Raw genomic sequence first — 21,151 nt, forward strand, 5'->3', positions numbered from 1 at the left:
CGAGGTCGTGACGTCATGCCTCGGGAACGGGAACGTCAAAGGTGTTCAACGTCACCGACACCATGCAATAGAGCCCGACGAGATAGGACAGTTCGGCCGCACCATGGGCGCCGAATTGCTCCACCGCCGCGCGATAGGTCAGTTCGGGCAGCACGCCGCCGTTCACCAGCGCATGCGCCATGTCGTAGGCCACCGCCTCCTGGCGGGTGAGGTCGGTCGGGCGCTGCCCCGCGACGATGGTCGCCAGCTTCTCGTCGGACAGGCCGCGGTTTTCGGCGACGATGACATGGGCATAGAGTTCGTAGGCGGATTTGAAATGCGCCCCGGTGACGAGGATGGCGACTTCGCGCACCGGCAGCGGCAGCGACGGCCCGGATGCGATCGCCTTGGTCAATTCCCAAACCGGCTTGCCAAATTTCGGCTCATGCAGCCACGGGTTCCAGGGCCCGAGCAGCGCGCCGTCGTCGCGGGTGTTGATGAAGCCCTGAAAGCTCTGCGCGATGCCCTGCTTCATGTCGGCATAGAGCGGGCGCTGTTCGTCGGTCAGATCGGCTGGCGCAATGATGGGGAGGCGCATGTGGGCTCCTTCGAGGCACGTTGAGCAGAGATGTTCGCTGCCACTGCCGGAACTTGCAATGGACTGTCTGTTGCTCGTCGTAACGGTTGCGTGTGACAGCCCGTTGCCGATCCGCAGGATCGAACAGCCGGTGGCCTGGTCGAGCGTGCCGAAGAAAGCCGGTTCGCCCTCGACCTGCGCGCCGGAGGGCTATACGGCCGAGGACGCCAAGGGCAATGTCCGGCAACTGGACGCCGGCGGGACCGCCAGCTTCGACTTCCGCCTCGCCCATCTCGACATCGCCGAAACCACGACGTAGAGCCGCATCTTCTGAAGCCGAACCGAGGAACGACCATGTCTCCGAAGATCGCCGTTGTCGGCTCCAACATGATGGATCTCGTCACCTATGTGACGCGGATGCCGCGGCCAGGCGAGACGCTGGAAGCGCTGAGCTTCGAGATGGGCCATGGCGGCAAGGGCGCCAACCAGGCGATCGCCGCCGCCCACCTCGGCTCCTCGGTCGCCATGGTTTCCAAGGTCGGCGACGACGATTTCGCCGACGCCACTCTGCGCAACTTCGCCGCTAACGGCATCGACGCCAGCCACGTCACCCGCGTGCCCGGTGTCTCCTCGGGCGTCGCGACGATCTGCGTCGATCCCTCCGGCGAGAACTCGATCCTGATCATCAAGGGCGCCAACAACCACCTGTTGCCGGCCGACGTCGATGCCGCTGCCGACGTGCTGCAGGGCTGCAGCCTGATCCTGCTGCAGATGGAAGTGCCGACCGCGACCGTCTACCACACCATCGCCTGGGCCAAGACCAACGGCATCGGCACGGTGCTGAACCCCGCCCCGGCGGCGGCCGACCTCGATATCGCAGGGATCGCCGATGTCAGCTTCCTGGTGCCGAACGAGACCGAGCTCGCCATCCTGTCCGGCCTGCCGGTGAGCAACGAGGATGAGGCCGAGACGGCGGCCCGCAGCCTGATCGCCCGGGGCATCGGCACGGTGATCGTCACCCTCGGCGGCCGCGGCGCGCTGCTGGTCGAGGCGACCGGCGTCCGCCGCATCGCGCCGGTCCCGGTCAAGCCGGTGGATACCACCGGCGCCGGCGATGCCTTCATCGCCGCCTTCGCGCATTTCCATGCCGCGGGCGAGCCGGTGTTCGAGGCACTCGGCATCGCCGCACGCTATGCCGCTCATTCGATCACGCGGCGCGGCGCCCAGAAATCCTACGCCACCGCCGAGGAATTCCGGGCCTGGGCGGAAGCGCAGTAGTTTTGCAGGGTCGGCTGCGGCCTACTGCAATGCCCCGCAGACCCGGCCGACGTACCGTCCCGAGCCAGGACGGGCTTCTTGTTATCCCAGTTCCTGCTCGACCAGCCCCGCCAGATAGCTCGCGCCGATCGGCAGCAGATCGTCGTTGAAATCGTAATTCGGGTTGTGAACCGGCACGCTTCCTTTGTCCGCCCCGCGCTGCCCGAAGATCAGATAGGCTCCGCGGCTCCGCTCCAGCATGAACGCGAAATCCTCGCCGGCCAGAACGGGATTTCCCTCGCGCAGCACGTGGGAGACGCCGGGCACCCCGGCCGCGCAAGCGGCGGCGCGCGCGGTTTCCTCCGGCGTGTTGATGGTCGCCGGATAGGCGCGCCGATAGTCGATCTCGGCGGTGCCGCCTTGCGCTTCCGCGGTCAGCGCCACCGTCCGGCGGAACAGCATCTCGACCCGGTCGCGCACCTCAGGTTTCAGCGTCCGCACCGAGCCGCGCAACTCGACCGTCTCCGGAATGACGATATCCGAGGTGCCGCCATGGATCTGGCCGATGCTGACGATGGCCGATTCCAGCGCATTGATCTGCCGCGAGGGCAGCGCGTTGAGCGCACCGATCACTTGGGCGGCGATCGCCACCGTATCGATGCCCTGGTGTGGATGTGCAGCATGTGCGGAGCGGCCGCGCAACACGACTGTAAAATAGTCGATCGCAGCCATCGTCGTGCCGGTCAGCGCCTTCACCGTTCCGAGCGGCAAGTCGGGACTGTTGTGAATGGCATAGACCGCGTCGCACGGAAAGCGCTCGAACAGTCCATCGTCCAGCATGGCCTTAGCGCCCGCCAGACCTTCTTCGGCCGGCTGAAAGATCAGATGCACGGTGCCCGCAAAATTGCGCGTCTCGGCCAGATATTTCGCGGCACCCAGCAGCATCGTGGTGTGGCCGTCGTGACCGCAGGCATGCATCCGTCCTTCGATCTGCGAGCGATGCGCGAAGCCGTTGTTTTCCTGCATCGGCAGCGCGTCCATGTCAGCGCGCAAGCCGATCGCCCGGTTGCTGCCGGCCGACTGGTGGCGGCCGCGGATCACCCCGACCACGCCGGTGCCGCCGAGATGGCGGTGAACCTCGACGCCCCACTGCTCCAGGCGCTCGGCGACGAGCTGACTGGTGCGCTCTTCTTCAAAGCCGATCTCCGGGTGGGCGTGGAAATCCTGACGCCAGGCAATCATGTCGGGATGGAGTTGATCAAGAAGCTCACGGGGACTCATTGCGTTCTCTTTCGGTGATGGGATTGTCGATAAATTCGTCGCCGCCGCGCCCGGATATCGGCGCGATGATAACGGGTCGGCGGCGCATCAATCGGCCTTTTCCACGTTCCAGAACACCGGCACGGCCGCTCCCGGAAGAAGTCCCCGGATAGACTTCCGCCACACCGATGGCACGTCGAAGCGGCCGAACGGAATGAAGGCGACCTGGTCGTATGCGCGTGTCTGGATCTCGCGGGCGATGCGCTTCTGCTCGTCAAGAGCAACGGCGCGGCTGTATTCGCCACGCAACTTCTCCATGCCCGGATCGTCGTACCAGCCAAACCATCCGTTGCTGCGACCGCGGCCGTTGATTGCGACATTGACGAGCGGGTCGAGCACATCGACACCAGCGAACACAGAGAAGAACATGCTCCATCCACCGTCTTTCGGAGGACGCTGGACAGCGCGGCGGCCAATGATCGTCTGCCAGTCCAGCGACTGGATTTCGACCTTGAAGCCGGCTGTCCGAAGCGATTGGGCGACCACGGTCGCCTGCGCCATCAGCACCGGAATATCGGATGCACCCATCAAGACGACAGGTGACCCATCATAGCCGCTTTCCGCGACAAGCTTCTTGGCCGCGGCCATGCCGTTGCCCTGGACAAGAGTTTCCGATCCACCGTCGAACGCCAGCGGCGTGCCGCAACCGAAAATCGCTCCGCATAGCTTGTAATACTTCGGATTGCCTATCACGGCGTCGAGGACATCCTTCTGGTTGATGGCCAGAAACGCCGCCCGGCGCAGCTTCGGGTTGTCGAACGGCGGATACAGGAAATTCATGCGGCCGTACGGGAGACTCCCGAATTCGTTCAGCGAACTCACCACGAGGTCACTATCCGCCTGCAGCACCGGAAGCAGATCCGCCAGCGGCGCTTCCAGCATATCGATTTCTCCGGACTGCAAGGCATTCACCGCGGTCTGTGTGTCCGGCATCGTGACCCATTCGACGCGATCGACTTTCACCACTTTGCCGCCAGCGGTCCAACTCGCAGACTCCTGCCGCGGAACGTATTGGAGGTTCTTCTCATAGACAGCCTTTACGCCGGGCTGGAATTCGCTGGTCACAAAGCGAAACGGCCCCGACCCGATCTGTTCCGGGACAGGCTTGTCCGCCGACGTCTCTGCGAGGCGTTTGGGCATCATGAACGGCACGTTTTGGGACGGCTTCGCAATCGACTCCAGCACCTGCGCATACGGTTCCTTCAAGCGCAGGGTGATCGTCTTGGCGTCGGTCGCCTCGATCGAAGCCGTGATGTCCATGAGCATCTGGCCCATGCTGTCGCGCTGACCCCACCGTTTCAGGGACGCAACGCAATCCTCGGCCGTGACCGGCGGACCGTCCTGCCATTTCATCCCGTCGCGAAGCGTGAACGTGTAGGTCAGACGATCGTCCGAAACCTTCCAGTCGGCCATCTGAGGCCGCACCTTCATGTTCGAGTCCATCGCAAGAAGGGTATCGTAGATCATGTAACCATGGTCGCGGGTGATCTGCGCCGTCGTGATGATCGGGTCCAGCAGGCGGAGACTTGAATGCATCACCACCGTCAATGTTTTTGCATCGGCGCCCGCGGCGCCGAACAGAAGCCCGACTGCAAATGCGAGCGAGAGCGGTCGACGCACGATGGGAAGGCAATGCAACTTTGAAATCAACTTGATCAGCCCTGCTCTTGAAGCGTGTTTCGAAATGAAGGTTAGATCACCGCGGCATCCTTAACGTGCAACTGCATGACGAGATTTTGCTCTGACCTTATGAACCTGTCGAGCCTGCCGGCCGCTGGACATATCCGTCATCGCATCCGTTGTCGTCGCTTATGCACCTACCTTTGGATTAGCAACAATTGTGCCACGCGATGCAGCCTTGAAGCGCAATACGTCATGACCACACTTCATTGAAATGCGTCTGCCGATTGCAAAAGGCCAACAGGCCTTTTGCTCCAGCATCGATGTTGCCGCCGGCAATCATGCCCCCCGGCTGACATGCCGCGCGGGCAGCCGGCCGCCGTTCCACTTGCCGTCGATGGCGCGCTCGATCTGTGCGGCCAGTTGCAGCAGCAGCCCGTCATTGGCCTGACGCGCCTGCGCCTGGATGCCGAGCGGCAGCCCGCTCTCCTGCTCGGCCAGCGGAAGCGAGATGCCGGGAATGCCGCACAGGTTGGCCAGCGGCGTATAGGCAAAATTCTGCCACAGGTTGGCGAACCAGTCGTGCACCGACGGATTGGTGCTGGTGGTGAGATATTCCGATGTGCCGACCGGCGGCGTCGGCCTGGCGGTGATCGGAGTCAGGATGATGTCCCAGTCCTCGAAGAAATTGCCGAAGGCGCGCGACGTGGTGTTGAACACCGCCTGCATTTTGGCGCGCTCGCTGTATGATGTGTGCAGGCCGGCCTCCCAGAGCCTGATATTGATCGGCTCCAGCAGATCGGCCGGCGGCTGCTCGAGCCCGAGCCGCGCCAGATGACCGGCGATGACCTGGGCAAAATTGCTGATGTAGCAGGTGGTCTGGGCTGCGAAGGCAGCACGGAAATCGACCGGCGGCAGCACCCATTCGACATGATGGCCGAGCCCTTCCAGCAGCCGGCCGACGCGCTCCAGCTCGGCCACGAAATGCGGCGGCGCGCGGAAGTCGCCCCACTCATGGGACAGTGCGATGCGCAGACGGCCGGGGTCGCGCGTGATGAGATCGCTGTAGGATTCCGCCGGCGACCAGAACGGCATGAATTCGCCCGGCGCGCCACCGCGGCAATGATCGACGAAGGCGGCGGTGTCGCGCACGGAGCGCGAGAGACAGCCCTGGATCGACACCAGCCCCGACAGGTCCGACAGGTTGGGCGCCAGCGAATAGACGCCGCGCGACACTTTCAGGCCGATGCTGCCGGTGGCGCCGGCGGGAATGCGGATCGAGCCGCCGCCGTCGGTGCCGTGCGAGATCGGCAGCACGCCGGCCGCCAGCATCGCGGCGGTGCCGGCGGACGAGCCGCAGGTGGTGTAGTCGAGGTCCCACGGATTGCGGGTGACATAGAGCGCGTTCTCAGCCGAGCTGCAGACGCCGAATTCCGGCGTGGTGCTGCGGCCGATGATGTTCAGCCCGGCATTGCGGATCTTGCCGGTCAGGAAGCTGTCCTGCGTCGGGCGGTTGCCCTGCATGATCATGGAGCCGAATTCCTGCAGCCGCCCCTTCAGCGTCGGACCGAGATCCTTGATCAGCAGCGGCACGCCGGCAAACACGCCGCCTGGATTCATGCCGTCCTTTGTGGGGTCGGCGATCACGTCGTCGAACACCTCAACGACAGCGTCGAGCGCGGGATTCATCATGGCAATGCCGGCGGCGGCCTGCGCCGCCAGTTCGGCCGGCGTCAGATCGCCCTTGCGGACGCGGTCAGCCAGCGCCACCGCGTCGTGTTTTGTCCATTCGTCCCAGCCCATCGCTAAAGTCATGTCGCCTATTTCCAGTTCGAGATTCGCAGGCCCCGAGCGTGACCCGGATGCCGCCGGTTGTGCAATCCGCGACTTTGCAATGCCGCGATCTGCCAGCGCGGGACGGGATTGAGTGTCGGCGCAGCTTCCGCGCGACATGCCGGCTATGCCCCGTTACACTAGGGGACGTCGCCAAGCCCCCAATGCCCCGAAGACCGGTCGTCGATGAAGCTGAGCAAAAAATCCGATGCCGTCTGGACTGCGCCGCAGGACGAAGACTTGCGGCGGCAACTCCTGGCCGGCCGCAGCGTCAACGAGATCGCTCTGCGCTTGAAGCGCTCGCCGCTCGCGGTGCGGACCCGCATGACCATGCTCGGCATTCGCGAGCCGAAAGTGGATTAGAGGAAAATCGTCAGCCGCAGGTCCAGACCGGCCCGATCGGGGTCTGGGTCCAGCACGGACCGAAGCTGCCACCATTGTATCGGCCGCGGTAGAAGCCGGGCCGGCCGAAATAATAGTGTTCGCCGTCCGACCACCGGTAATAGCCCGGCGTCCGGTCGATGTACCAGTGGCGCCGATCGCGGCGCGCGTTGCGCAGCACCGAGGCCTCCTGCTTGAACAACGGCGCGGCGTTGTTCAGCGGCTGACGATAGCCCGGAAGGAAGCCATAGCCCTTCCAGACCTTCGCCGGCCGCTTGTGGGCGGGCGCGGCCGATGCGGCGACGGACGACAGCGACAGGGAAATGGCAATGAACAGACACATGATGCGCGACATGAATCGACCCTAGCCGGTCGGCTGGCGTGCGGCCAGTCACATCCGGGCGAGCACCGGGCGCGCTGCCCCCGCGCGATGCGCCCTGCTCCGGTTAGCGCCAAATTCCACCCCACGGCAGCGGCCCGGCGACTATTCGCCTCCTTCCCCGCCGGCTGGCATCCGCGCTAGCCTGCGCGCGGGAATCGCACCTCCGGCCGCAGTGGCTGACGGTGCGCCAAAGGCAGTTCATACAATAACGAGTGCATCTCTCGAGGCTGGCGCTGCGGTGTCCCCGCCACCGCGACGAGGCACCGCCACCGAGGAAACGATCGCATGACATCCCTGCCCCGCGCGCTTGGCGCACTCGCCGTCCTCCTCGCCTGCGCCGGCAGCGCGCAGGCGCAGAGCTGGCCGAACCGGCCGATTCGCATGGTGGTGCCGTATACGCCGGGCGGCTACACCGACCTGATGGCTCGCCTTGTGTCCGAGAAGATGGCGGTGGCGCTGGGCCAGCCCATCGTGATCGAGAACAAACCCGGCGCCAACGCGGTGATCGGCACTGATTCCGTCGCCAAGGCGGCACCCGACGGCTACACCATCGGCACAGTGATCGCGGCCCACGCGGTGAATGCGACGCTCAATCCGAAGCTGCCCTACGACACGATGAAGGATCTCACTTACGTCTCGCTGATGTCGGTGGCGCCGCTGATCCTGATCGCGCATCCCTCATTGCCGGCGAACAACATGAAAGAGCTGATCGCGCTGGCGAAGAGCAAGCCGGGCCAGCTCAACTTCGCGTCGTCGGGCATCGGCTCGGCGGCGCACCTGACCATGGAAATGCTGAAGAGCCGCGAAGCCATCAACCTGCAGCATATTCCCTACAAGGGCACGTCCGGCGCACTGCAGGACACGGTCGGCGGCCAGATCAACGTCATGTTCGACGTGATCGGCCCGCTGATGTCCCAGGTGCGGGCCGGCAATGCCAAGGCCATCGCGGTGACCGCCAAGGAGCGCATTCCCGCGGCGGCCGACGTACCGACCATGGCCGAGCAAGGCGTGACGGATTTCGTCTCCGGCACCTGGGCCGGCATCGTCGCGCCCGCGGGCACGCCGAAGGAGATCGTCGACCGCATCTCGCTCGAGGCCAAGAAGGCTCTGGCCGATCCCGACCTGCGCAAGAAGCTCGACGACCAGGGCATCGTCGCCGTCGGCAGTTCCCCGGAGGAGTATCGCACCTTCGTCGGCGACGAGATCGTGCGCTGGCGCAAGGTGATCACCGACGCCAACATCAAGATCGAGTAGCGCGACCGCCGAAATCGGCGCAGCCCCGCGGTGAACCGCGGGGCTGCCTGAGTGACGACGGCGCCGGACCATGGTCCGACGCCTTGCGCATGTTGGGGACGCCCTCAGGCCGCCCGTACCGAGTTGAGGAACCGGCTCACTTCCGTCTTCAACCGGTTGCTTTCGCCGGACAGGGACTGTGCCGCCGACAGCACCTGCGAGGACGCCGAGCCGGTCTCGCCGGCGCCACGTTGCACGTCGCCGATATTGGCGCTGACCTGCATCGTGCCCTGTGCGGCCTGCTGGACATTGCGGGAGATTTCCTGCGTCGCCGCGCCCTGCTCCTCCACCGCCGAGGCGATGGTCGACGAGATTTCCGACATCCGGCCGATCGTGTCGCTGATCTCCTTGATCGCCACCACCGACGAATCGGTCGCAGCCTGAATTCCGGCGATCTGCAGTCCGATCTCGCCGGTCGCCTTGGCCGTCTGCTCGGCCAGCGCCTTGACCTCCGACGCCACCACGGCAAAGCCGCGGCCGGCTTCGCCCGCGCGCGCCGCCTCGATGGTGGCGTTCAGCGCCAGCAGATTGGTCTGGCCTGCGATGGTGTTGATCAGTTCGACTACGTCACCGATGCGTGCCGCGGCCCTGGACAATTCACCGACACGGTTATTGGTCTCCCGCGCCTGCGCCACCGCCTCATGGGCCATCTTGGCGGAATCCTGCACCTGCCGGCTGATCTCGTTCACCGAAGACGCCATCTCCTCGGTGGCCGACGCGACCGACTGCACATTGGTCGACGCCTCCTCGGATGCCGCGGCCACCACGATCGCCTGTTCCTGCGATCGCACAGCAGTCGCCGTCAACGTCGTCGCCGACGCTTCCAGTTCGGTGGACGCCGACGCCACGGTCTCGACGATCTCGCCGACCGAGGCTTCGAACTGGCCAGCCAGCTCGTTCATTATCCGCCGACGCTCTGAATCCGCGTGGGCCTGAGCCTCGGCCCGCTGCGCGATACTGCGCTTCAGGTCGTCCTGCATGGTGCGCAGAGCGCTGGCAAGCACGCCGACTTCGTCTTCCTGCTGGATCTCGAGGGTCTGGTTGAATTCACCCTTGGCAATTCCATTGGCAAATTCCGCGCAACGCCGTGTCGGCCGCGCGATGCTGCGCGCAAACATCGAGATGAAGAATACCGCGGCGGCAACGATCAGCAGGCCGAGCCCAAGCTGCCACAACAGGCTGGATCGCGCCTGATCGTTCACCTCCACATCGAGGCTGCGGGCGGATGCCAGCACCACATCGCGCGGCACCGAAATAAGCACCGACCACGGCGTCTCGGTCAGGCCGATCTTGATCGGCGAATAGACGTCCACGTTGGCCTGGTTCGGTTCATCCAATACCGTACCGACGCCACGACGGACCACGGCCAGGCTTTCGCTCCAGCGCGGATTGGCCTCTGCGGCGGCCTTGCCGATGACTCCGGGGTTGGCGCTGTTCGCAACGATCAGGCCGCTGTCATTGAGGATGGCAACCTGCCCCTTGCCACCGAACAGCGAGGCATTGATCTTTACCGCCAGCTTCTGCACGAACTCCAAATTGTAGTCCGCGCCGGCAACCCCGCGCACGCGTCCATCGACCACGATCGGTACCGACATGGTGGCGAGGAACACCGACTGGCCCTGCACAATGTAAGGCAGCGGACCAAGTACATTCTCTTTTCCGGTGGCGAGCGGATTGATGTACCACGCACCCTTCATCAGGCCGTTGGGATGCAAGGCGCTGCTGTCGTACTCGACCAGCGGCTGAATGGCGATCGAACCGCTGGCGCTTCGCGTCCAGTACGGCAAGAACCGGCCGGTAGTGTCGGAGCCAACCTGCTTCTGTCCCTTGAACGACATATCCTTGCCGTCCAGCGCGTCTGGCTCCCAGGCGGAATAGGTTCCGTTGAACATTGGATTCAACTGCAGCACGTTGCGCAGCACTGCATTGAGCTGCGCGCGGCGGGCTTCAATGGGAGTCCCATTGTTTTTATCGTCGGCCAGCACCGCGAAGGCTTGCGCCATCGCGCGCGCACTGTCGAAAGCCCTATCCAGTTCGCCGCGGATGGACTGCGCCTCACCGAAAGCCCGGTTCAGGAGACTCTCCTTGGTCTGGGTATCCACCAACCGCGTAACCGCCTCGGTAACATACTGGTGGGTCGACCGTGCAGAGTAGATACTGAAACCGATCAGCATGATGCCGGTCAGCGCCAGGCAAAGCCCCGCGATTAGGGCAATCTTCAACTGCACCGACTTGATCGCGGCGAACGAAAATAGACGCATCGAAATATCTCCTAGGTTGTCCGGCGAGCCGGAAATTCATTTCGCCTACAAAATCCCTGAGCGCCCCTCAACGGAACGCCTTATGCTGACCGGGCAACAGGCTCGCCGAAGCAAACTTACCCGATCCGGCAACTCCCTTCACGATCGTCGCAACGACGAATCCGGTGACGATGATTGCAGGGCGATGTTGGGCGCGAAGCCTTCGATGATTGCTAACGCCATTGGTTGACGCGCGTGCAGTGTCGCACGGCTGCTACACTTCAAACGACAATCGTCCATGCCGCGTCGTTGGATACCAACTGCGTCGCCTGCGCGTCGTCGGAACCATGTCGCGCACCGAGCGATCCCGTAGAAATACGGGATTCACTAACAGTTCCGGTTTCGTTTAAGTTTTGCGTCGAATCAATCAGCGGGCCTATCAACAGAATGGCGACAGCAGGAAGCGTGAACCGCCGCACTCCATTGAGACGAGTTCAATGACATTCCGTTCTTCGGTCGATCGTCATGCGGCTCACATTCGGGCAGCAATAGAGTCCAAAGGAGAAGCCCACTCTTCGCTGGTGGCTTCGTGGAAACGCTCGTTGAGCTACCACAAGCTCGATCCCGGCGATTCCAGATCGCCGCTGCGCATGGCCGACTTCGAAATAGCGCGCGTGCAACAGGCCCTCGAACTGCTGATCCGCGTCGCACAACCCGTTCTGGATCGAATATCCAACGCAGTTGCCGATGCCGGAGCGTGCATTGTGCTTTCAGACTCTCAAGGCTTCATCGTTGACCGACGCGGCAAGCCTCCTGACGACGAATTCTTCAAGGCCGTCGGGCTCTGGCCCGGATCGATATGGACCGAGGGCAGCGAAGGTACAAACGGGATCGGGACCTGCGTCATCGAGCAGCGCCCCGTGACGATCCTTAGGGATCAGCATTATCTGTCGCGCAACTCCTCGATGAGTTGCACCACCGCGCCGATCTTCGACCACGTGGGAAAACTGGTTGCGACCATCGATGCATCGTCCCATCGCTTGGGTCTCAAGGATCCTCTCATCGCCCTCCTTGGCGTTCTCGTCGCCGATGCGGCCAGACAGATCGAAGCCGAGCTGTTCAGGCTCGCGTTTCCGCGCTGCCGCATCATTGTCGCACCTGTGTTGCGTGCCAACGCATTGCTCGCGGTGAATTCGGACGATCTGCTGGCCGGCGCGACGCGCGCGGCCCGCGTGGCGCTCAAGATCACGCAGGCCACCCTCGACAGCCCGAAGCCGGTTGCGCTGCTGATCGATGCCGGCGGCGACGCCGGGCTGGACCTCGGGGCTGCGGAGCTCGGCGTGCTGCATCGCGCGCTGGCAAAAGCCGACGGCAATGTCTCATCCGCCGCCAGGGCACTCGGAATTAGCCGCGCCACACTTCACCGCAAGCTGAAACGAAACGCTCGCGCCACCGACACGCCGCCCGCTTGAATCCGGTTCCATGGGGCGCCACATGCCGGCGGCGTCGCCGGCAAATGCTCGTCGGATGCCGCTTGAGTTGCCAAATAGACCGCGGCGCTGCAGAAAGCGAACTAGCAAACACAACTCGCGGATACGCGAAGCGGAGCCACAGGGCCGAAGGCGATCGCGCCCCTCTTATCGCTTCGGGTAGGCTGTAAAGACGTAGTCCTTTGCCGACACCAGCGTATGGCAGGCGGTGCCGCAATCGCTGCCGCTGCCTTCGGGGGCGAATGCGTCGGAGGCGGCGTCGTAGTTGAACTGCGCATAGCCCCAACCGCCTTCAGGAAATCGCTTGCTGTCGCGAACCATGAAATCCACATCGTGCAGCGCGCCCGGCACCGTGGTCGGTGCCGGCGCCTCGGCGCTCTTTGTCAGCTTCCAGTGGATCTTGGCGATTTTTGCGCCGTCGGGAAACGGCTTGCCGTTGCCGGGAACGCCGCTGCGATATGCCTCGATCGTCGCGGGATTGGCCAGTATCGCGGCGAACGCTTCCTCGCTCTGGCTGACGGCGACCAGTTGCCAGTCCTCGTAGCCCCTGAACTCTGCGAAGGCGAGGCCGCCCGGCACCTGTACCGCGTACTTGTCCGGCGCCGACATCGCCTTGCCGCCCAGCGCCATCAGCCCTGCCGCCACCAGCGCGACGAACGCGCTGCCCGTCAGGCGGACTATCGACGTGTGTACCATCATCAACCTCCGTGCCTGGGGGCCGCGCGCCTGCCCGGTCCCGGGTGAGCCTCAACCGCCCGCACATCGCAGGCGGAGCAAACGACACAAATCTACAAGGCAGCGGCAGAGCGTCAACCGTAGGCTCGCGCCGGTGACGGCGATATCTCGCGTCGGGGGCAAGCGACATCCGGGCGAGGCGACCATGAAAAAGCGCGCCGCGTCGAACGCCCTCGCGATCACGCCCGCGTCATCGGCCCCTTGCACCATCTGGCAACCTCCGCCCGTATCGCCTAAGTGTGACGAGCGCCCGGCCTTCCGGGTCCCCGCCCAACCCGACTGCTCCCGGAGCCAGCCCGATGACCGACGCCCCCTATACGCCGCCCCACGTCTGGACCTGGAACAAGGAAAACGGCGGCAAGTTCGCCAGCACCAACCGTCCCATCGCCGGGCCGACCCATGAGAAGGAATTGCCCGTCGGCAAGCATCCGCTGCAACTTTATTCTCTGGCGACCCCCAACGGCCAGAAGATCACCATCATGCTGGAAGAGCTGCTGGCGCTCGGCCACAAGGGCGCGGAATACGACGCCTGGCTGATCAGGATCGACGGCAACCAGTTCGGTTCGGGCTTTGTTGCGGTCAATCCGAACTCCAAGATCCCGGCACTGATGGACCGCAGCGGGCCGAAGCCGATCCGGGTGTTCGAATCCGGCGCCATCCTGCTGCATCTGGCGGAAAAATTCGGCGCGTTGATCCCGGCCACGCCGGAAGGCCGCGCCGAATGCCTGTCTTGGCTGTTTTGGCAGATGGGCAGCGCCCCTTATCTCGGCGGCGGCTTCGGCCACTTCTACGCCTATGCGCCGACCAAGATCGAATATGCCATCGACCGCTTTGCCATGGAAACCAAACGGCAGATGGACGTCCTCGACCGCCGCCTCGCCGAGAGCGAGTATCTCGCGGGGCCCGATTACACCATCGCCGACATCGCGGTATTCCCTTGGTATGGCGGGCTGGCGCAGGGTCTGATCTATGGCGACGCCGGCACCTTCCTCGATGTGCAGAGCTACAAGAACCTGCAGCGCTGGACCGCTTCTATCGCTGCAAGGTCGGGAGTGAAGCGCGGCCGCATGGTCAACCGCGTCTCCGGCGATCCCGCCAGCCAGCTGCATGAGCGCCACGACGCCAGCGACTTCGATACCCGGACGCAGGACAAGCTGGTGCCGCAGGCGTAAGGGCGGCACCTTCGATCGCGAGGCTACCCTGCCCGCGCCAGCGGATCGATCCCGTGCTCGCCCGCGAAGGAGGCCCGGTTGCGGCCGGCGCTCTTTGCCGCATAGAGCGCCTTGTCCGCGGCCGTGGTGAGCGCGACCGTATCGTCGCCCTGCGGCCCGATGGCAATACCAATGCTGGCGCCAACGGACACGTCATGGCCGTCGAGCGCGAAGGGTTCGGACAGCATCCGGATGATGCGGCGGGCGAGCAGCATGGCCTCTTCGTGATTTCCGACCGCCGACTGCACCACCACGAATTCGTCGCCGCCCATGCGGACGGCGAAATCGCCCTCGCGCAGGATGCCGGTGATCCGTTCGGCCACGGCCCGCAACAGGGCATCGCCCATGTCATGGCCGTAGCGGTCGTTCACTTCCTTGAAGCGGTCAAGGTCGACGCTGTGGACGGCTATCAGGTCGCCCTTGGCGCGCGCATGCATGGCGGCGACGGCAAGCCGTTCGTGAAAGCCGAGCCGGTTGGACAGTCCAGTCAGCACGTCCTGCCGGGCCAGGATGGCAAATTCGTGCTTCAGCGAGATCTGCCCGACATTCTGCCGGTAGATGAAGCTGACTGTCTCGAAGCTTCCCAGCAGAAAGGCGACAAGAATGAACCCGTAGAAATGGAAATTGCTGTCGAGCCGCGAGATCGCCGCCGCAGCCGTCGGCAATGCGACCAGCATGAGCGCCGGCAGAGCGATCGCGGGACGAACCGAGATCCGGCAGACGATGCCGGCGGCATATCCGAACACAAGCGCGGTGGTCAGCAACTGGTGTGCAGGATTCGGCCCAAGGAACGATATCGCGCCGAGCAGGCCGATGACCCCGGCGAAACTGAAGCTGCTCCACGTATATAGCTGCTCCCAGCGAAGCGCCTCGGCGAGGCTCAGGGCGCAGCGTCGCTTCCGACGATGGTAGGCGACCTCGCTGAAAAGACGAAAGACGGTCAGGCCTGCGCCGGTCGCACTCAGCGCATACAGCACGCCACTATTGGCAGAGTGAGCTGCCATATGGAGCGAGATTCCGACCAGCAGGCATCCGGAAATCGCCAGGGGCACGCGCGTCTGGAACAGCATGTCGATGAGCTCGACACGCACGTAATCCGGGACACCGGCAAAGTTTATTTTCCAGAACTTTAACACTGCACCCTCTGTGTCCCCTCAGGTAGCCTGAAAGCCTGAAAATCCCGCGGGAACAATTGTTCACATTTTACGGATCGCCCATTGCGACCGTAACGCCCCTTCAGCCTCAGCGACGCGAATTCCGGATGACGTGGTTCACAAATCATCTAGGATCGCCCGGTCGCGCCGGGTTGCGCGACCCAAAAAAGAGAACGGTGAGGATCGCAAAATGAGGATAACGACAGGAAGGCTGACGGCTGCGCTGACGGTGCTGGCTTTTGTGGGAACCGCCTCGGCGCACGGTCCGACCCGTCAGAAAGTGCGGAAATCCATCGAGATCAATGCGCCGCCCGCCAAGGTGTGGGCCGTGATCGGAAATTTCCAGGACATGAGCTGGCTGCCGCCGGTGAGCAAGACCGAAGGCGAGAAAGGCAACGAGATCGGCGCCACCCGGCGGCTGACACTCACGCCGGGCGCAACCGTCGATGAGGAACTCTACAAGTTCGACGCCGACAAGCTGACCTATTCCTACCGGATCAACGCCGTCGACGTGAAGGTGCTGCCGGTGACCAACTATTCGTCGACCCTGACGGTGACGCCCGGCGCCGACGGCAAGGGCAGCGTGGTCGAATGGGGCGGCGCGTTCTATCGCGGTTATCCCAACAACGAACCGCCGCCGGAACTGAGCGACGAAGCCGCCATCAAGGCGGTGAGCGGGCTCTATCGCATGGGCCTCGAGGCGCTCAAGAAGAAGGTCGAGAGCGGAAGCTGAGGGTGCGGGTCGCTGCCCTCGTCGCCGCCCTGCTCGCGGGCTTCGGCGTCGCGCAGGCCGAGGAAGCCTTCGTCACCAACCAGCTCAGCGACGACCTCACGGTGGTCGACCTCGCGACCTCCCGGCCGCTGGCCACCATCGCCATCGGCGGCAAGCCGGCCGGCGTCGCCGTCAGCGTCGACGGCCGCTTCGCCTATGTGACAAGTCCTGACAGCAAGGCATTGACGGTGATCGACGCCGCCGCCCGGCAGGTGATCGGTCGCGTCACAGTCGGTGGCGGCCCGCTCGGGGTCGCCGCCGCTGCGGATGGCAGTGTGGTCTATGTCGCCGACTGGTATGCCGCCGCCATTCGCGTGGTCGATCCACGCGCGCAACGCATAGTCGCCAGCATTGCGGTCGGTGCGTCGCCGTCCGGACTCGCGCTGACGCCGGACGGACGCCTGCTGCTGTCGGCCGACCGCGACGACGACAGCGTGTCGATCATCAATACTGCGACGCGGGAACGACGCGCCGTCATCAAGGTCGGCACGCGCCCGTTCGGCGTCACCGTCGATGCGGACGGCCGGCGCGCCTACACCGCCAATGTCGGCTCGAACGACGTATCGGTGATCGATATTGCCGCGCAGCGCGAGATCGGCCGCGTCCGCGTCGGCCTGCGGCCCTATGCGGTTGCCCTGGCCCAGGGCCGCGGCTTCGTCACCGACCAGTATGACGGCACGGTGAGCGTGTTCGATCTCGCCTCGCTCGCCCCCATCAAGCGCATCACCGTGGGCGACTATCCGGAGGGGATAGCCGCAACCGCCGACGCGCAGCGCATCGTGGTGGCCAATTGGGAGAGCAACACGCTCAGCATCATCGATGCCGTGAAACTGGTCGTGGTCGATGAAATCAAGGTCGGAAATGGCCCACGCGCATTCGGCGCGTTCCTGCGCCGCTAGGAAATTCGCTCGACCGTATCGCCGAGGCGCACCTCGCCGCCTGCGATCACCCGCGCGGTGATGCCACCATGGCCGCGCACGGCGTTGTAACCGCCGGGGCCGAGCGCCTGCTCCATGCGGCTGCACGGCGCGCAATCACCGGAGGCTTCCAGCACGACGTCACCGATGCGGAAGCGCCGATCCTTCAGCGCCGTCAGGTTGATCCCGGAAGCGACCAGGTTCCGGCGCAGCAGTTCGGGCGCAATGGCGTCGCAGCCGAGAAACGCGGCGATCGCCGCCAAATCCTCGGCGGCGACCAGCGTGACCTGCCGCGGCCCGTCATGCGTGGTGGCGTAGTGGTCGCCAGCAATGCCCTGGCCGGCCACCAATGTTGCCGACTCCTGTGTCAACACCGCCGCGCGACGCGCTGGACGCAGGCCGATCCAGCCGAGCCGGCCCGGTCGCATCGGCGCGGCCAGCAGTTTGCCGAGCGGACTGTCGGGTGCGAATGCCATGACCGACCCTAGCACGGTCGCGCGCCGTACGCCGACCTGCGCCTCAGGCTGCACAGCCCCGACATGCCGGGGGTGCTGGCGAGCGATCGGGAGCGCTAAGTCCTCCAGATCATCGCCACGAGGACTTCATGACCGTCCCTTCCGTTTCGCCGCCTGCCGCAGCTCTCGACCCCGACTTTGTAACCCTGCTGACCTCGAGCTACGCGCGTGCGGTCGGCGCGCCACTGGTGTCCGCCAGACAGGATGCGGCGTGGCTCTACAACGACGCGCCATTCGCGCTGCTGGCGCACAACACCGACGCCGATCCGCGTTTCGTCTATGCCAACCGCACGGCGCAGGCCTGCTTCGAATATCCGTGGCACGACTTCATCACGCTGCCGTCGCGCCTGTCCGCCGAAGCGCCCAACCGCGACGAGCGACAACGCTTGCTCGACGCCGTTGCGCGCAACGGCTTCATCTCCGACTATCGCGGCCTGCGCATCGCAAAGTCCGGCCGGCGTTTCTGGATCGAGGGTGGCACGGTGTGGGAACTGATCGATGCCGCCGGCCAACGCCAAGGCCAGGCCGCGATCTTCACGTCATGGACCGACGCGGTGTGACGTGGAGCGCGGCCGGGCCCGCAGCCGATGCACGCCCTAGAAGCGCCGCATGAATTCCGTTATACAGTTCTATGACATTTTCACGACACGGACGCTCGATTGCCGCGCTGACCTCCTTTGCGGTGCTGCTGCTCGCGCCCGGTCTCGCCATCCATTTCGGCCTGCTGCCGTTCGCCTACCGGACCTACGCCTTGCTGGCGGTGTCCGTACTGTGCATCGCGCTGTGCCTGCTGTCGGGATTTTCGCTGGCCGAGCTCGGCCTCAGCCGCCCCTCATTCCGCGAACACTGGGTCGGCTGCCTGATGCTGACGCTGGGGCTTGCCGCGGTGATGCTGCTGCAGACCCATCTGTTCAGCTTCGACGCCGAGCCGCCGGTCTGGCTCAGCTTCGCGCCGTTCTACGTGCTGGTCTCCAGCCCGTGCCAGGAAGTGGTGTGCCGGTCGATTCCCAAGCTGATGACCGACCGGCTGCAGACGCGCGGCTGGGTCTATGTGCTGTATTCGTCGGCGGTGTTCTCGCTGATCCATATCGCCTATGGCGACCCGGCTTTGCTGCTCAACACCTTCGCCGTCGGCATCGTCTGGGGCATCGCTTATCTGCGCATGCTCAACATCTGGCCGCTGATCCTGTCACACGCCGCCATCGGCACGCTGGCCTTCGCGCTCGGACTGGCCTGAGCCGTCCTCTCAATACGGCGGTGCCCTCTTCTCCCGCTGCGCCTTCGCCGCCTCGATCCACCAGCCGAGGTCGTCGGCAAAGCGCGGGAAGCTGCGCGCCAGCGCCTTGCCGGCGTCGCCGGTCGGCTCGGCCTGCGCCGACAGCGTCTGTGCGATCGGTCCCACCGACAAAGTCGACGAAATCACCACCATGCCCATTTCCGACAGCGTGCCGTGCCATGCGGTCGCTGCGCGCACGCCGGACAGCCGGCCGGCCGAATAGCTTGCGATGGCGGCGGGGCGCCAGAACCATTCTTCGAGAAAATGATCGGTGAGGTTCTTCAGGCCGGGCTGGATGCCCCAGTTGTATTCGCCGGTGATGAAGACAAATCCGTCGGCGCTGCGGATCTGCCCGGCAAGCTGCTCCAGCGCAGCGGGCGCCTCTCCCTTGGGATATTCCTTGTACATGCGATCGAGCATCGGCAGTCCGACCGCTTTGGCGTCGATCAGCACGGCATCGTCGCCGCGTGCGCGCAAGCCGGCGACCACGAAATCCGCAAGCCGAATGCCCATGCGGTCGGAGCGATAGGAGCCGTAAAATACCAGAATGCGGTTGGCCATGGATCGTCTCGCGATTTGCGTGAGCTGAAGTATGCCACGTCGCGCCGCTTCCGACGAGGCGACTGATGGCCGCCGCCGGCGTGGTTGCATGCATCCGGGGCCTGTGGTTGGTGGCTCCCGTCATTCGCAAAGGCCTCGACGTGAACAGAACCCAGAAGATCCTTGTCGCCGCCGGTGTGGTGCTGCTCGGCAGCATCGCCGGCGCGCTGCTGCTGCGCAATCAATATGGCGCCATCGCCAAGAATGACATGCTCGGCGTGGTTCCCGGCATGACGCACGACCAGATCGAGAAATTGATTACCGCACGTCGCTGGGTGTGCGTCGCTGCCGCAGCGGGCGAGTCCCTCGATTGCAACACCACGGCCGGCCCGCTGACCGTCAGCTTCGCGCCGGGCGACGGCCGCACGCCGGTGCGCAGCGCGCGGGTCAGGCTCGCCAATCCGGAGAAACTGTCGTTCGACGCAACGGCGCAGGACATCTCGGCGCAATACGGTCGCAAGCCCGATCAGGTATCGGCAAAGCGGATGGGCTGGACTCTGGCCGGCGGTACGCCGCTGATTCTGACACAGGGGCCCGGCAACGAGTTGGCGCTCTCCCTGTCGGACAATCCGGCAGCGCCAGCGCCGACGCGCTGACCAGACGGCCTCAGCGGCGATCGTAACCGCCCGAAAATGAACTCTTGATCTGGTGCAGCAGGGTCAGAACCCAGCACAGCGCAAAGCCGCCCGACAGGCCGAGGCCGGTGCGGCGGTCGATCAGGGACAGCCCGGTCCACAGCCAGATGCGATACAGCCACAGCGCAGCCAGCGCCGTGGCGAGCAGGCAGACCAGCAGCTTGACGAAGCGGGCATTGGCAACGCCGACCGCGGCGAACAGGATGGTCAGCGGGATCAGGAACAGACTGGCAGGTGGAAATCAGGCTCTCGTTCACGAACGGCTCCGGCATCAGGTGGCCGGCACCCTACCCCGGCAATTTGAAACAAATGGTTGATCGTCGGCGCACGGCTGAACCCGCCGCCGCCGGACGCCGACCAACGCTCATGACAGTTCCCCGCAGCCCCGCCGGTGCCCCATGATGAAAGCGACGATCGCGGCACTGCTTGCCCTGCTTGCGATAGCGTCGCCGGTACTGGCTGGTGACTGCGCGCCGGAGGTGGCGGCGCGGCAGCGCCAGATCCACAACATCCTGTCGGATGTCGCCGACAACGGCCTGCATGGCGCCCATCATTATTCGATCACCTTCCTCACCACGGCCGAGGGTGTCACGCTGCCTGCGGCATTGCGCGCGAAATTTCCGCACGAGATGACCATCGTTCTGCAGTATCAGTTCGCCCGCCTGAAGGTCGCCGACAACCGCTTCGACGTGGTGCTGTGGTTCAAAGGCGTGAAGACCCGCGTCGGCGTGCCGTTCGATGCCATCACCCTCTTTATCGATCCGGCCATCGACTTCCGGCTGGAATTCGACATCAGGCCGCCGCAGCGGTGCAGCGGCAGCGGGCGATCGCGCGCAGCATGACCGTTGGCGACATTGTGTCGCAGGTTGATTTCGACATCCTGCTTGGGCCGCGCAGTGTCAACGCGCGCCAGCGCTGAGTGCTCCTGATAATCATTTGCCGCAGTGATCCCCGTCAGCGTAGC

22 protein-coding genes are annotated in these 21,151 nt (G+C 64.6%); 12 read left to right on the top strand and 10 right to left on the bottom strand.

All coding sequences use genetic code 11. The annotated features are described in order from the left end of the window. Positions 1–13 precede the first annotated feature (13 nt). Positions 14–577 (bottom strand): carboxymuconolactone decarboxylase family protein, encoded by a 564-nt coding sequence (locus ACUXVA_RS23070; protein ID WP_265078210.1) that lies wholly within the window; start codon positions 575–577, stop codon positions 14–16. Positions 578–635: 58 nt separating this feature from the next. On the opposite strand from ACUXVA_RS23070, the gene ACUXVA_RS23075 reads away from it, so the two are divergent. Together ACUXVA_RS23075 and rbsK are read left to right on the top strand one after the other, a co-directional pair. Further along, positions 636–875 (top strand): hypothetical protein, encoded by a 240-nt coding sequence (locus tag ACUXVA_RS23075; protein WP_445488342.1) that lies wholly within the window; start codon positions 636–638, stop codon positions 873–875. Positions 876–910: 35 nt separating this feature from the next. After that, positions 911–1,834 (top strand): ribokinase, encoded by a 924-nt coding sequence (gene rbsK / locus ACUXVA_RS23080; protein WP_265078208.1) that lies wholly within the window; start codon positions 911–913, stop codon positions 1,832–1,834. A gap of 81 nt (positions 1,835–1,915) precedes the next feature. Here the strand turns inward: rbsK and ACUXVA_RS23085 are convergent, their stop codons facing one another. The 3 genes from ACUXVA_RS23085 to ACUXVA_RS23095 form a co-directional block, all read right to left on the bottom strand. Continuing rightward, positions 1,916–3,094 carry a M20 aminoacylase family protein gene (locus tag ACUXVA_RS23085; RefSeq protein WP_445488345.1) on the bottom strand — a complete coding sequence of 393 codons (1,179 nt, stop codon included), beginning with the start codon at positions 3,092–3,094 and terminating at the stop codon, positions 1,916–1,918. Positions 3,095–3,181: 87 nt separating this feature from the next. Continuing rightward, a complete protein-coding gene (locus ACUXVA_RS23090; RefSeq protein ID WP_445493341.1) occupies positions 3,182–4,669 on the bottom strand; it encodes an ABC transporter substrate-binding protein in 1,488 nt (495 codons plus the stop codon). Positions 4,670–5,092: 423 nt separating this feature from the next. Next, on the bottom strand, positions 5,093–6,568 hold the full coding sequence (locus ACUXVA_RS23095; RefSeq protein ID WP_445488347.1) for an amidase: 1,476 nt from the start codon (positions 6,566–6,568) through the stop codon (positions 5,093–5,095). A gap of 204 nt (positions 6,569–6,772) precedes the next feature. On the opposite strand from ACUXVA_RS23095, the gene ACUXVA_RS23100 reads away from it, so the two are divergent. Next, positions 6,773–6,949 (top strand): hypothetical protein, encoded by a 177-nt coding sequence (locus ACUXVA_RS23100; RefSeq protein ID WP_445488349.1) that lies wholly within the window; start codon positions 6,773–6,775, stop codon positions 6,947–6,949. A gap of 10 nt (positions 6,950–6,959) precedes the next feature. Here ACUXVA_RS23100 and ACUXVA_RS23105 read toward each other — a convergent pair whose 3' ends face one another. After that, entirely contained in the window at positions 6,960–7,322 is a 363-nt protein-coding gene (locus ACUXVA_RS23105; protein ID WP_265078205.1) for a hypothetical protein, read from the bottom strand. Between the two features lie 312 nt (positions 7,323–7,634). On the opposite strand from ACUXVA_RS23105, the gene ACUXVA_RS23110 reads away from it, so the two are divergent. After that, positions 7,635–8,603 carry a tripartite tricarboxylate transporter substrate binding protein gene (locus tag ACUXVA_RS23110; RefSeq protein ID WP_445488351.1) on the top strand — a complete coding sequence of 323 codons (969 nt, stop codon included), beginning with the start codon at positions 7,635–7,637 and terminating at the stop codon, positions 8,601–8,603. Positions 8,604–8,707: 104 nt separating this feature from the next. Here ACUXVA_RS23110 and ACUXVA_RS23115 read toward each other — a convergent pair whose 3' ends face one another. After that, positions 8,708–10,903 (bottom strand): methyl-accepting chemotaxis protein, encoded by a 2,196-nt coding sequence (locus ACUXVA_RS23115; RefSeq protein WP_265078203.1) that lies wholly within the window; start codon positions 10,901–10,903, stop codon positions 8,708–8,710. A 581-nt stretch (positions 10,904–11,484) separates the two neighbouring features. Here ACUXVA_RS23115 and ACUXVA_RS23120 point away from each other — a divergent pair. Next, complete coding sequence (locus ACUXVA_RS23120; RefSeq protein WP_445488353.1) at positions 11,485–12,354, top strand: GAF domain-containing protein; 870 nt, start codon at positions 11,485–11,487, stop codon at positions 12,352–12,354. Positions 12,355–12,519: 165 nt separating this feature from the next. On the opposite strand, the gene ACUXVA_RS23125 is transcribed toward ACUXVA_RS23120, so the two are convergent. After that, positions 12,520–13,068 carry a cytochrome P460 family protein gene (locus ACUXVA_RS23125; protein ID WP_265083684.1) on the bottom strand — a complete coding sequence of 183 codons (549 nt, stop codon included), beginning with the start codon at positions 13,066–13,068 and terminating at the stop codon, positions 12,520–12,522. A gap of 338 nt (positions 13,069–13,406) precedes the next feature. Between ACUXVA_RS23125 and yghU the strand changes: the two genes are divergently transcribed. Further along, a complete protein-coding gene (yghU, locus tag ACUXVA_RS23130; RefSeq protein ID WP_265078201.1) occupies positions 13,407–14,279 on the top strand; it encodes a glutathione-dependent disulfide-bond oxidoreductase in 873 nt (290 codons plus the stop codon). 23 nt (positions 14,280–14,302) lie between these two features. Here the strand turns inward: yghU and ACUXVA_RS23135 are convergent, their stop codons facing one another. Further along, positions 14,303–15,409, bottom strand: coding sequence for a GGDEF domain-containing protein (locus tag ACUXVA_RS23135; RefSeq protein WP_265078200.1), 1,107 nt, complete (start codon positions 15,407–15,409; stop codon positions 14,303–14,305). Positions 15,410–15,662: 253 nt separating this feature from the next. Here ACUXVA_RS23135 and ACUXVA_RS23140 point away from each other — a divergent pair, with 253 nt between their 5' ends. Continuing rightward, complete coding sequence (locus ACUXVA_RS23140; protein WP_445488356.1) at positions 15,663–16,205, top strand: SRPBCC family protein; 543 nt, start codon at positions 15,663–15,665, stop codon at positions 16,203–16,205. Further along, positions 16,202–17,143 (top strand): YVTN family beta-propeller repeat protein, encoded by a 942-nt coding sequence (locus tag ACUXVA_RS23145; protein WP_445493342.1) that lies wholly within the window; start codon positions 16,202–16,204, stop codon positions 17,141–17,143. The genes ACUXVA_RS23140 and ACUXVA_RS23145 overlap by 4 nt, the downstream gene beginning before the upstream one ends. On the opposite strand, the gene ACUXVA_RS23150 is transcribed toward ACUXVA_RS23145, so the two are convergent. Then, complete coding sequence (locus tag ACUXVA_RS23150) at positions 17,140–17,637, bottom strand: MOSC domain-containing protein (protein ID WP_445488358.1); 498 nt, start codon at positions 17,635–17,637, stop codon at positions 17,140–17,142. The genes ACUXVA_RS23145 and ACUXVA_RS23150 overlap by 4 nt on opposite strands. Positions 17,638–17,765: 128 nt before the next feature. Between ACUXVA_RS23150 and ACUXVA_RS23155 the strand changes: the two genes are divergently transcribed. After that, the gene (locus tag ACUXVA_RS23155) at positions 17,766–18,236 is read left to right on the top strand and encodes an MEKHLA domain-containing protein (RefSeq protein ID WP_445488360.1); all 471 of its coding nucleotides are present in this window, start codon (positions 17,766–17,768) and stop codon (positions 18,234–18,236) included. 71 nt (positions 18,237–18,307) lie between these two features. Next, positions 18,308–18,913, top strand: a complete 606-nt coding sequence (locus ACUXVA_RS23160) for a CPBP family intramembrane glutamic endopeptidase (RefSeq protein WP_445488362.1) — start codon at positions 18,308–18,310, stop codon at positions 18,911–18,913. Between the two features lie 9 nt (positions 18,914–18,922). Here ACUXVA_RS23160 and ACUXVA_RS23165 read toward each other — a convergent pair whose 3' ends face one another. Beyond that, positions 18,923–19,513, bottom strand: a complete 591-nt coding sequence (locus ACUXVA_RS23165) for an NADPH-dependent FMN reductase (RefSeq protein ID WP_445488364.1) — start codon at positions 19,511–19,513, stop codon at positions 18,923–18,925. A gap of 140 nt (positions 19,514–19,653) precedes the next feature. On the opposite strand from ACUXVA_RS23165, the gene ACUXVA_RS23170 reads away from it, so the two are divergent. Both ACUXVA_RS23170 and ACUXVA_RS23175 read left to right on the top strand, forming a co-directional pair. After that, a complete protein-coding gene (locus ACUXVA_RS23170; RefSeq protein WP_265078194.1) occupies positions 19,654–20,148 on the top strand; it encodes a hypothetical protein in 495 nt (164 codons plus the stop codon). 440 nt (positions 20,149–20,588) lie between these two features. Beyond that, positions 20,589–21,029 (top strand): ClpXP protease specificity-enhancing factor SspB, encoded by a 441-nt coding sequence (locus ACUXVA_RS23175; RefSeq protein ID WP_445488366.1) that lies wholly within the window; start codon positions 20,589–20,591, stop codon positions 21,027–21,029. The last annotated feature ends 122 nt before the right edge of the window (positions 21,030–21,151 follow it).

The sequence above is a fragment of the Rhodopseudomonas sp. RCAM05734 genome (assembly GCF_052658035.1).

Excerpts from the sequence above, each read along its gene's own strand:
- ACUXVA_RS23090 (WP_445493341.1), bottom strand. The coding sequence starts at position 4,669 with ATGCATTCAAGTCTCCGCCTGCTGGACCCGATCATCACGACGGCGCAG.
- ACUXVA_RS23165 (WP_445488364.1), bottom strand. The coding sequence starts at position 19,513 with ATGGCCAACCGCATTCTGGTATTTTACGGCTCCTATCGCTCCGACCGC.
- ACUXVA_RS23110 (WP_445488351.1), top strand. The coding sequence starts at position 7,635 with ATGACATCCCTGCCCCGCGCGCTTGGCGCACTCGCCGTCCTCCTCGCC.
- ACUXVA_RS23140 (WP_445488356.1), top strand. The coding sequence starts at position 15,663 with ATGAGGATAACGACAGGAAGGCTGACGGCTGCGCTGACGGTGCTGGCT.
- yghU (WP_265078201.1), top strand. The coding sequence starts at position 13,407 with ATGACCGACGCCCCCTATACGCCGCCCCACGTCTGGACCTGGAACAAG.
- ACUXVA_RS23175 (WP_445488366.1), top strand. The coding sequence starts at position 20,589 with ATGAAAGCGACGATCGCGGCACTGCTTGCCCTGCTTGCGATAGCGTCG.
- ACUXVA_RS23115 (WP_265078203.1), bottom strand. The coding sequence starts at position 10,903 with ATGCGTCTATTTTCGTTCGCCGCGATCAAGTCGGTGCAGTTGAAGATT.
- ACUXVA_RS23095 (WP_445488347.1), bottom strand. The coding sequence starts at position 6,568 with ATGACTTTAGCGATGGGCTGGGACGAATGGACAAAACACGACGCGGTG.
- ACUXVA_RS23085 (WP_445488345.1), bottom strand. The coding sequence starts at position 3,094 with ATGAGTCCCCGTGAGCTTCTTGATCAACTCCATCCCGACATGATTGCC.
- ACUXVA_RS23075 (WP_445488342.1), top strand. The coding sequence starts at position 636 with ATGGACTGTCTGTTGCTCGTCGTAACGGTTGCGTGTGACAGCCCGTTG.
- ACUXVA_RS23160 (WP_445488362.1), top strand. The coding sequence starts at position 18,308 with ATGACATTTTCACGACACGGACGCTCGATTGCCGCGCTGACCTCCTTT.
- ACUXVA_RS23155 (WP_445488360.1), top strand. The coding sequence starts at position 17,766 with ATGACCGTCCCTTCCGTTTCGCCGCCTGCCGCAGCTCTCGACCCCGAC.
- ACUXVA_RS23150 (WP_445488358.1), bottom strand. The coding sequence starts at position 17,637 with ATGGCATTCGCACCCGACAGTCCGCTCGGCAAACTGCTGGCCGCGCCG.
- ACUXVA_RS23070 (WP_265078210.1), bottom strand. The coding sequence starts at position 577 with ATGCGCCTCCCCATCATTGCGCCAGCCGATCTGACCGACGAACAGCGC.
- ACUXVA_RS23105 (WP_265078205.1), bottom strand. The coding sequence starts at position 7,322 with ATGTCGCGCATCATGTGTCTGTTCATTGCCATTTCCCTGTCGCTGTCG.
- ACUXVA_RS23125 (WP_265083684.1), bottom strand. The coding sequence starts at position 13,068 with ATGGTACACACGTCGATAGTCCGCCTGACGGGCAGCGCGTTCGTCGCG.
- rbsK (WP_265078208.1), top strand. The coding sequence starts at position 911 with ATGTCTCCGAAGATCGCCGTTGTCGGCTCCAACATGATGGATCTCGTC.
- ACUXVA_RS23100 (WP_445488349.1), top strand. The coding sequence starts at position 6,773 with ATGAAGCTGAGCAAAAAATCCGATGCCGTCTGGACTGCGCCGCAGGAC.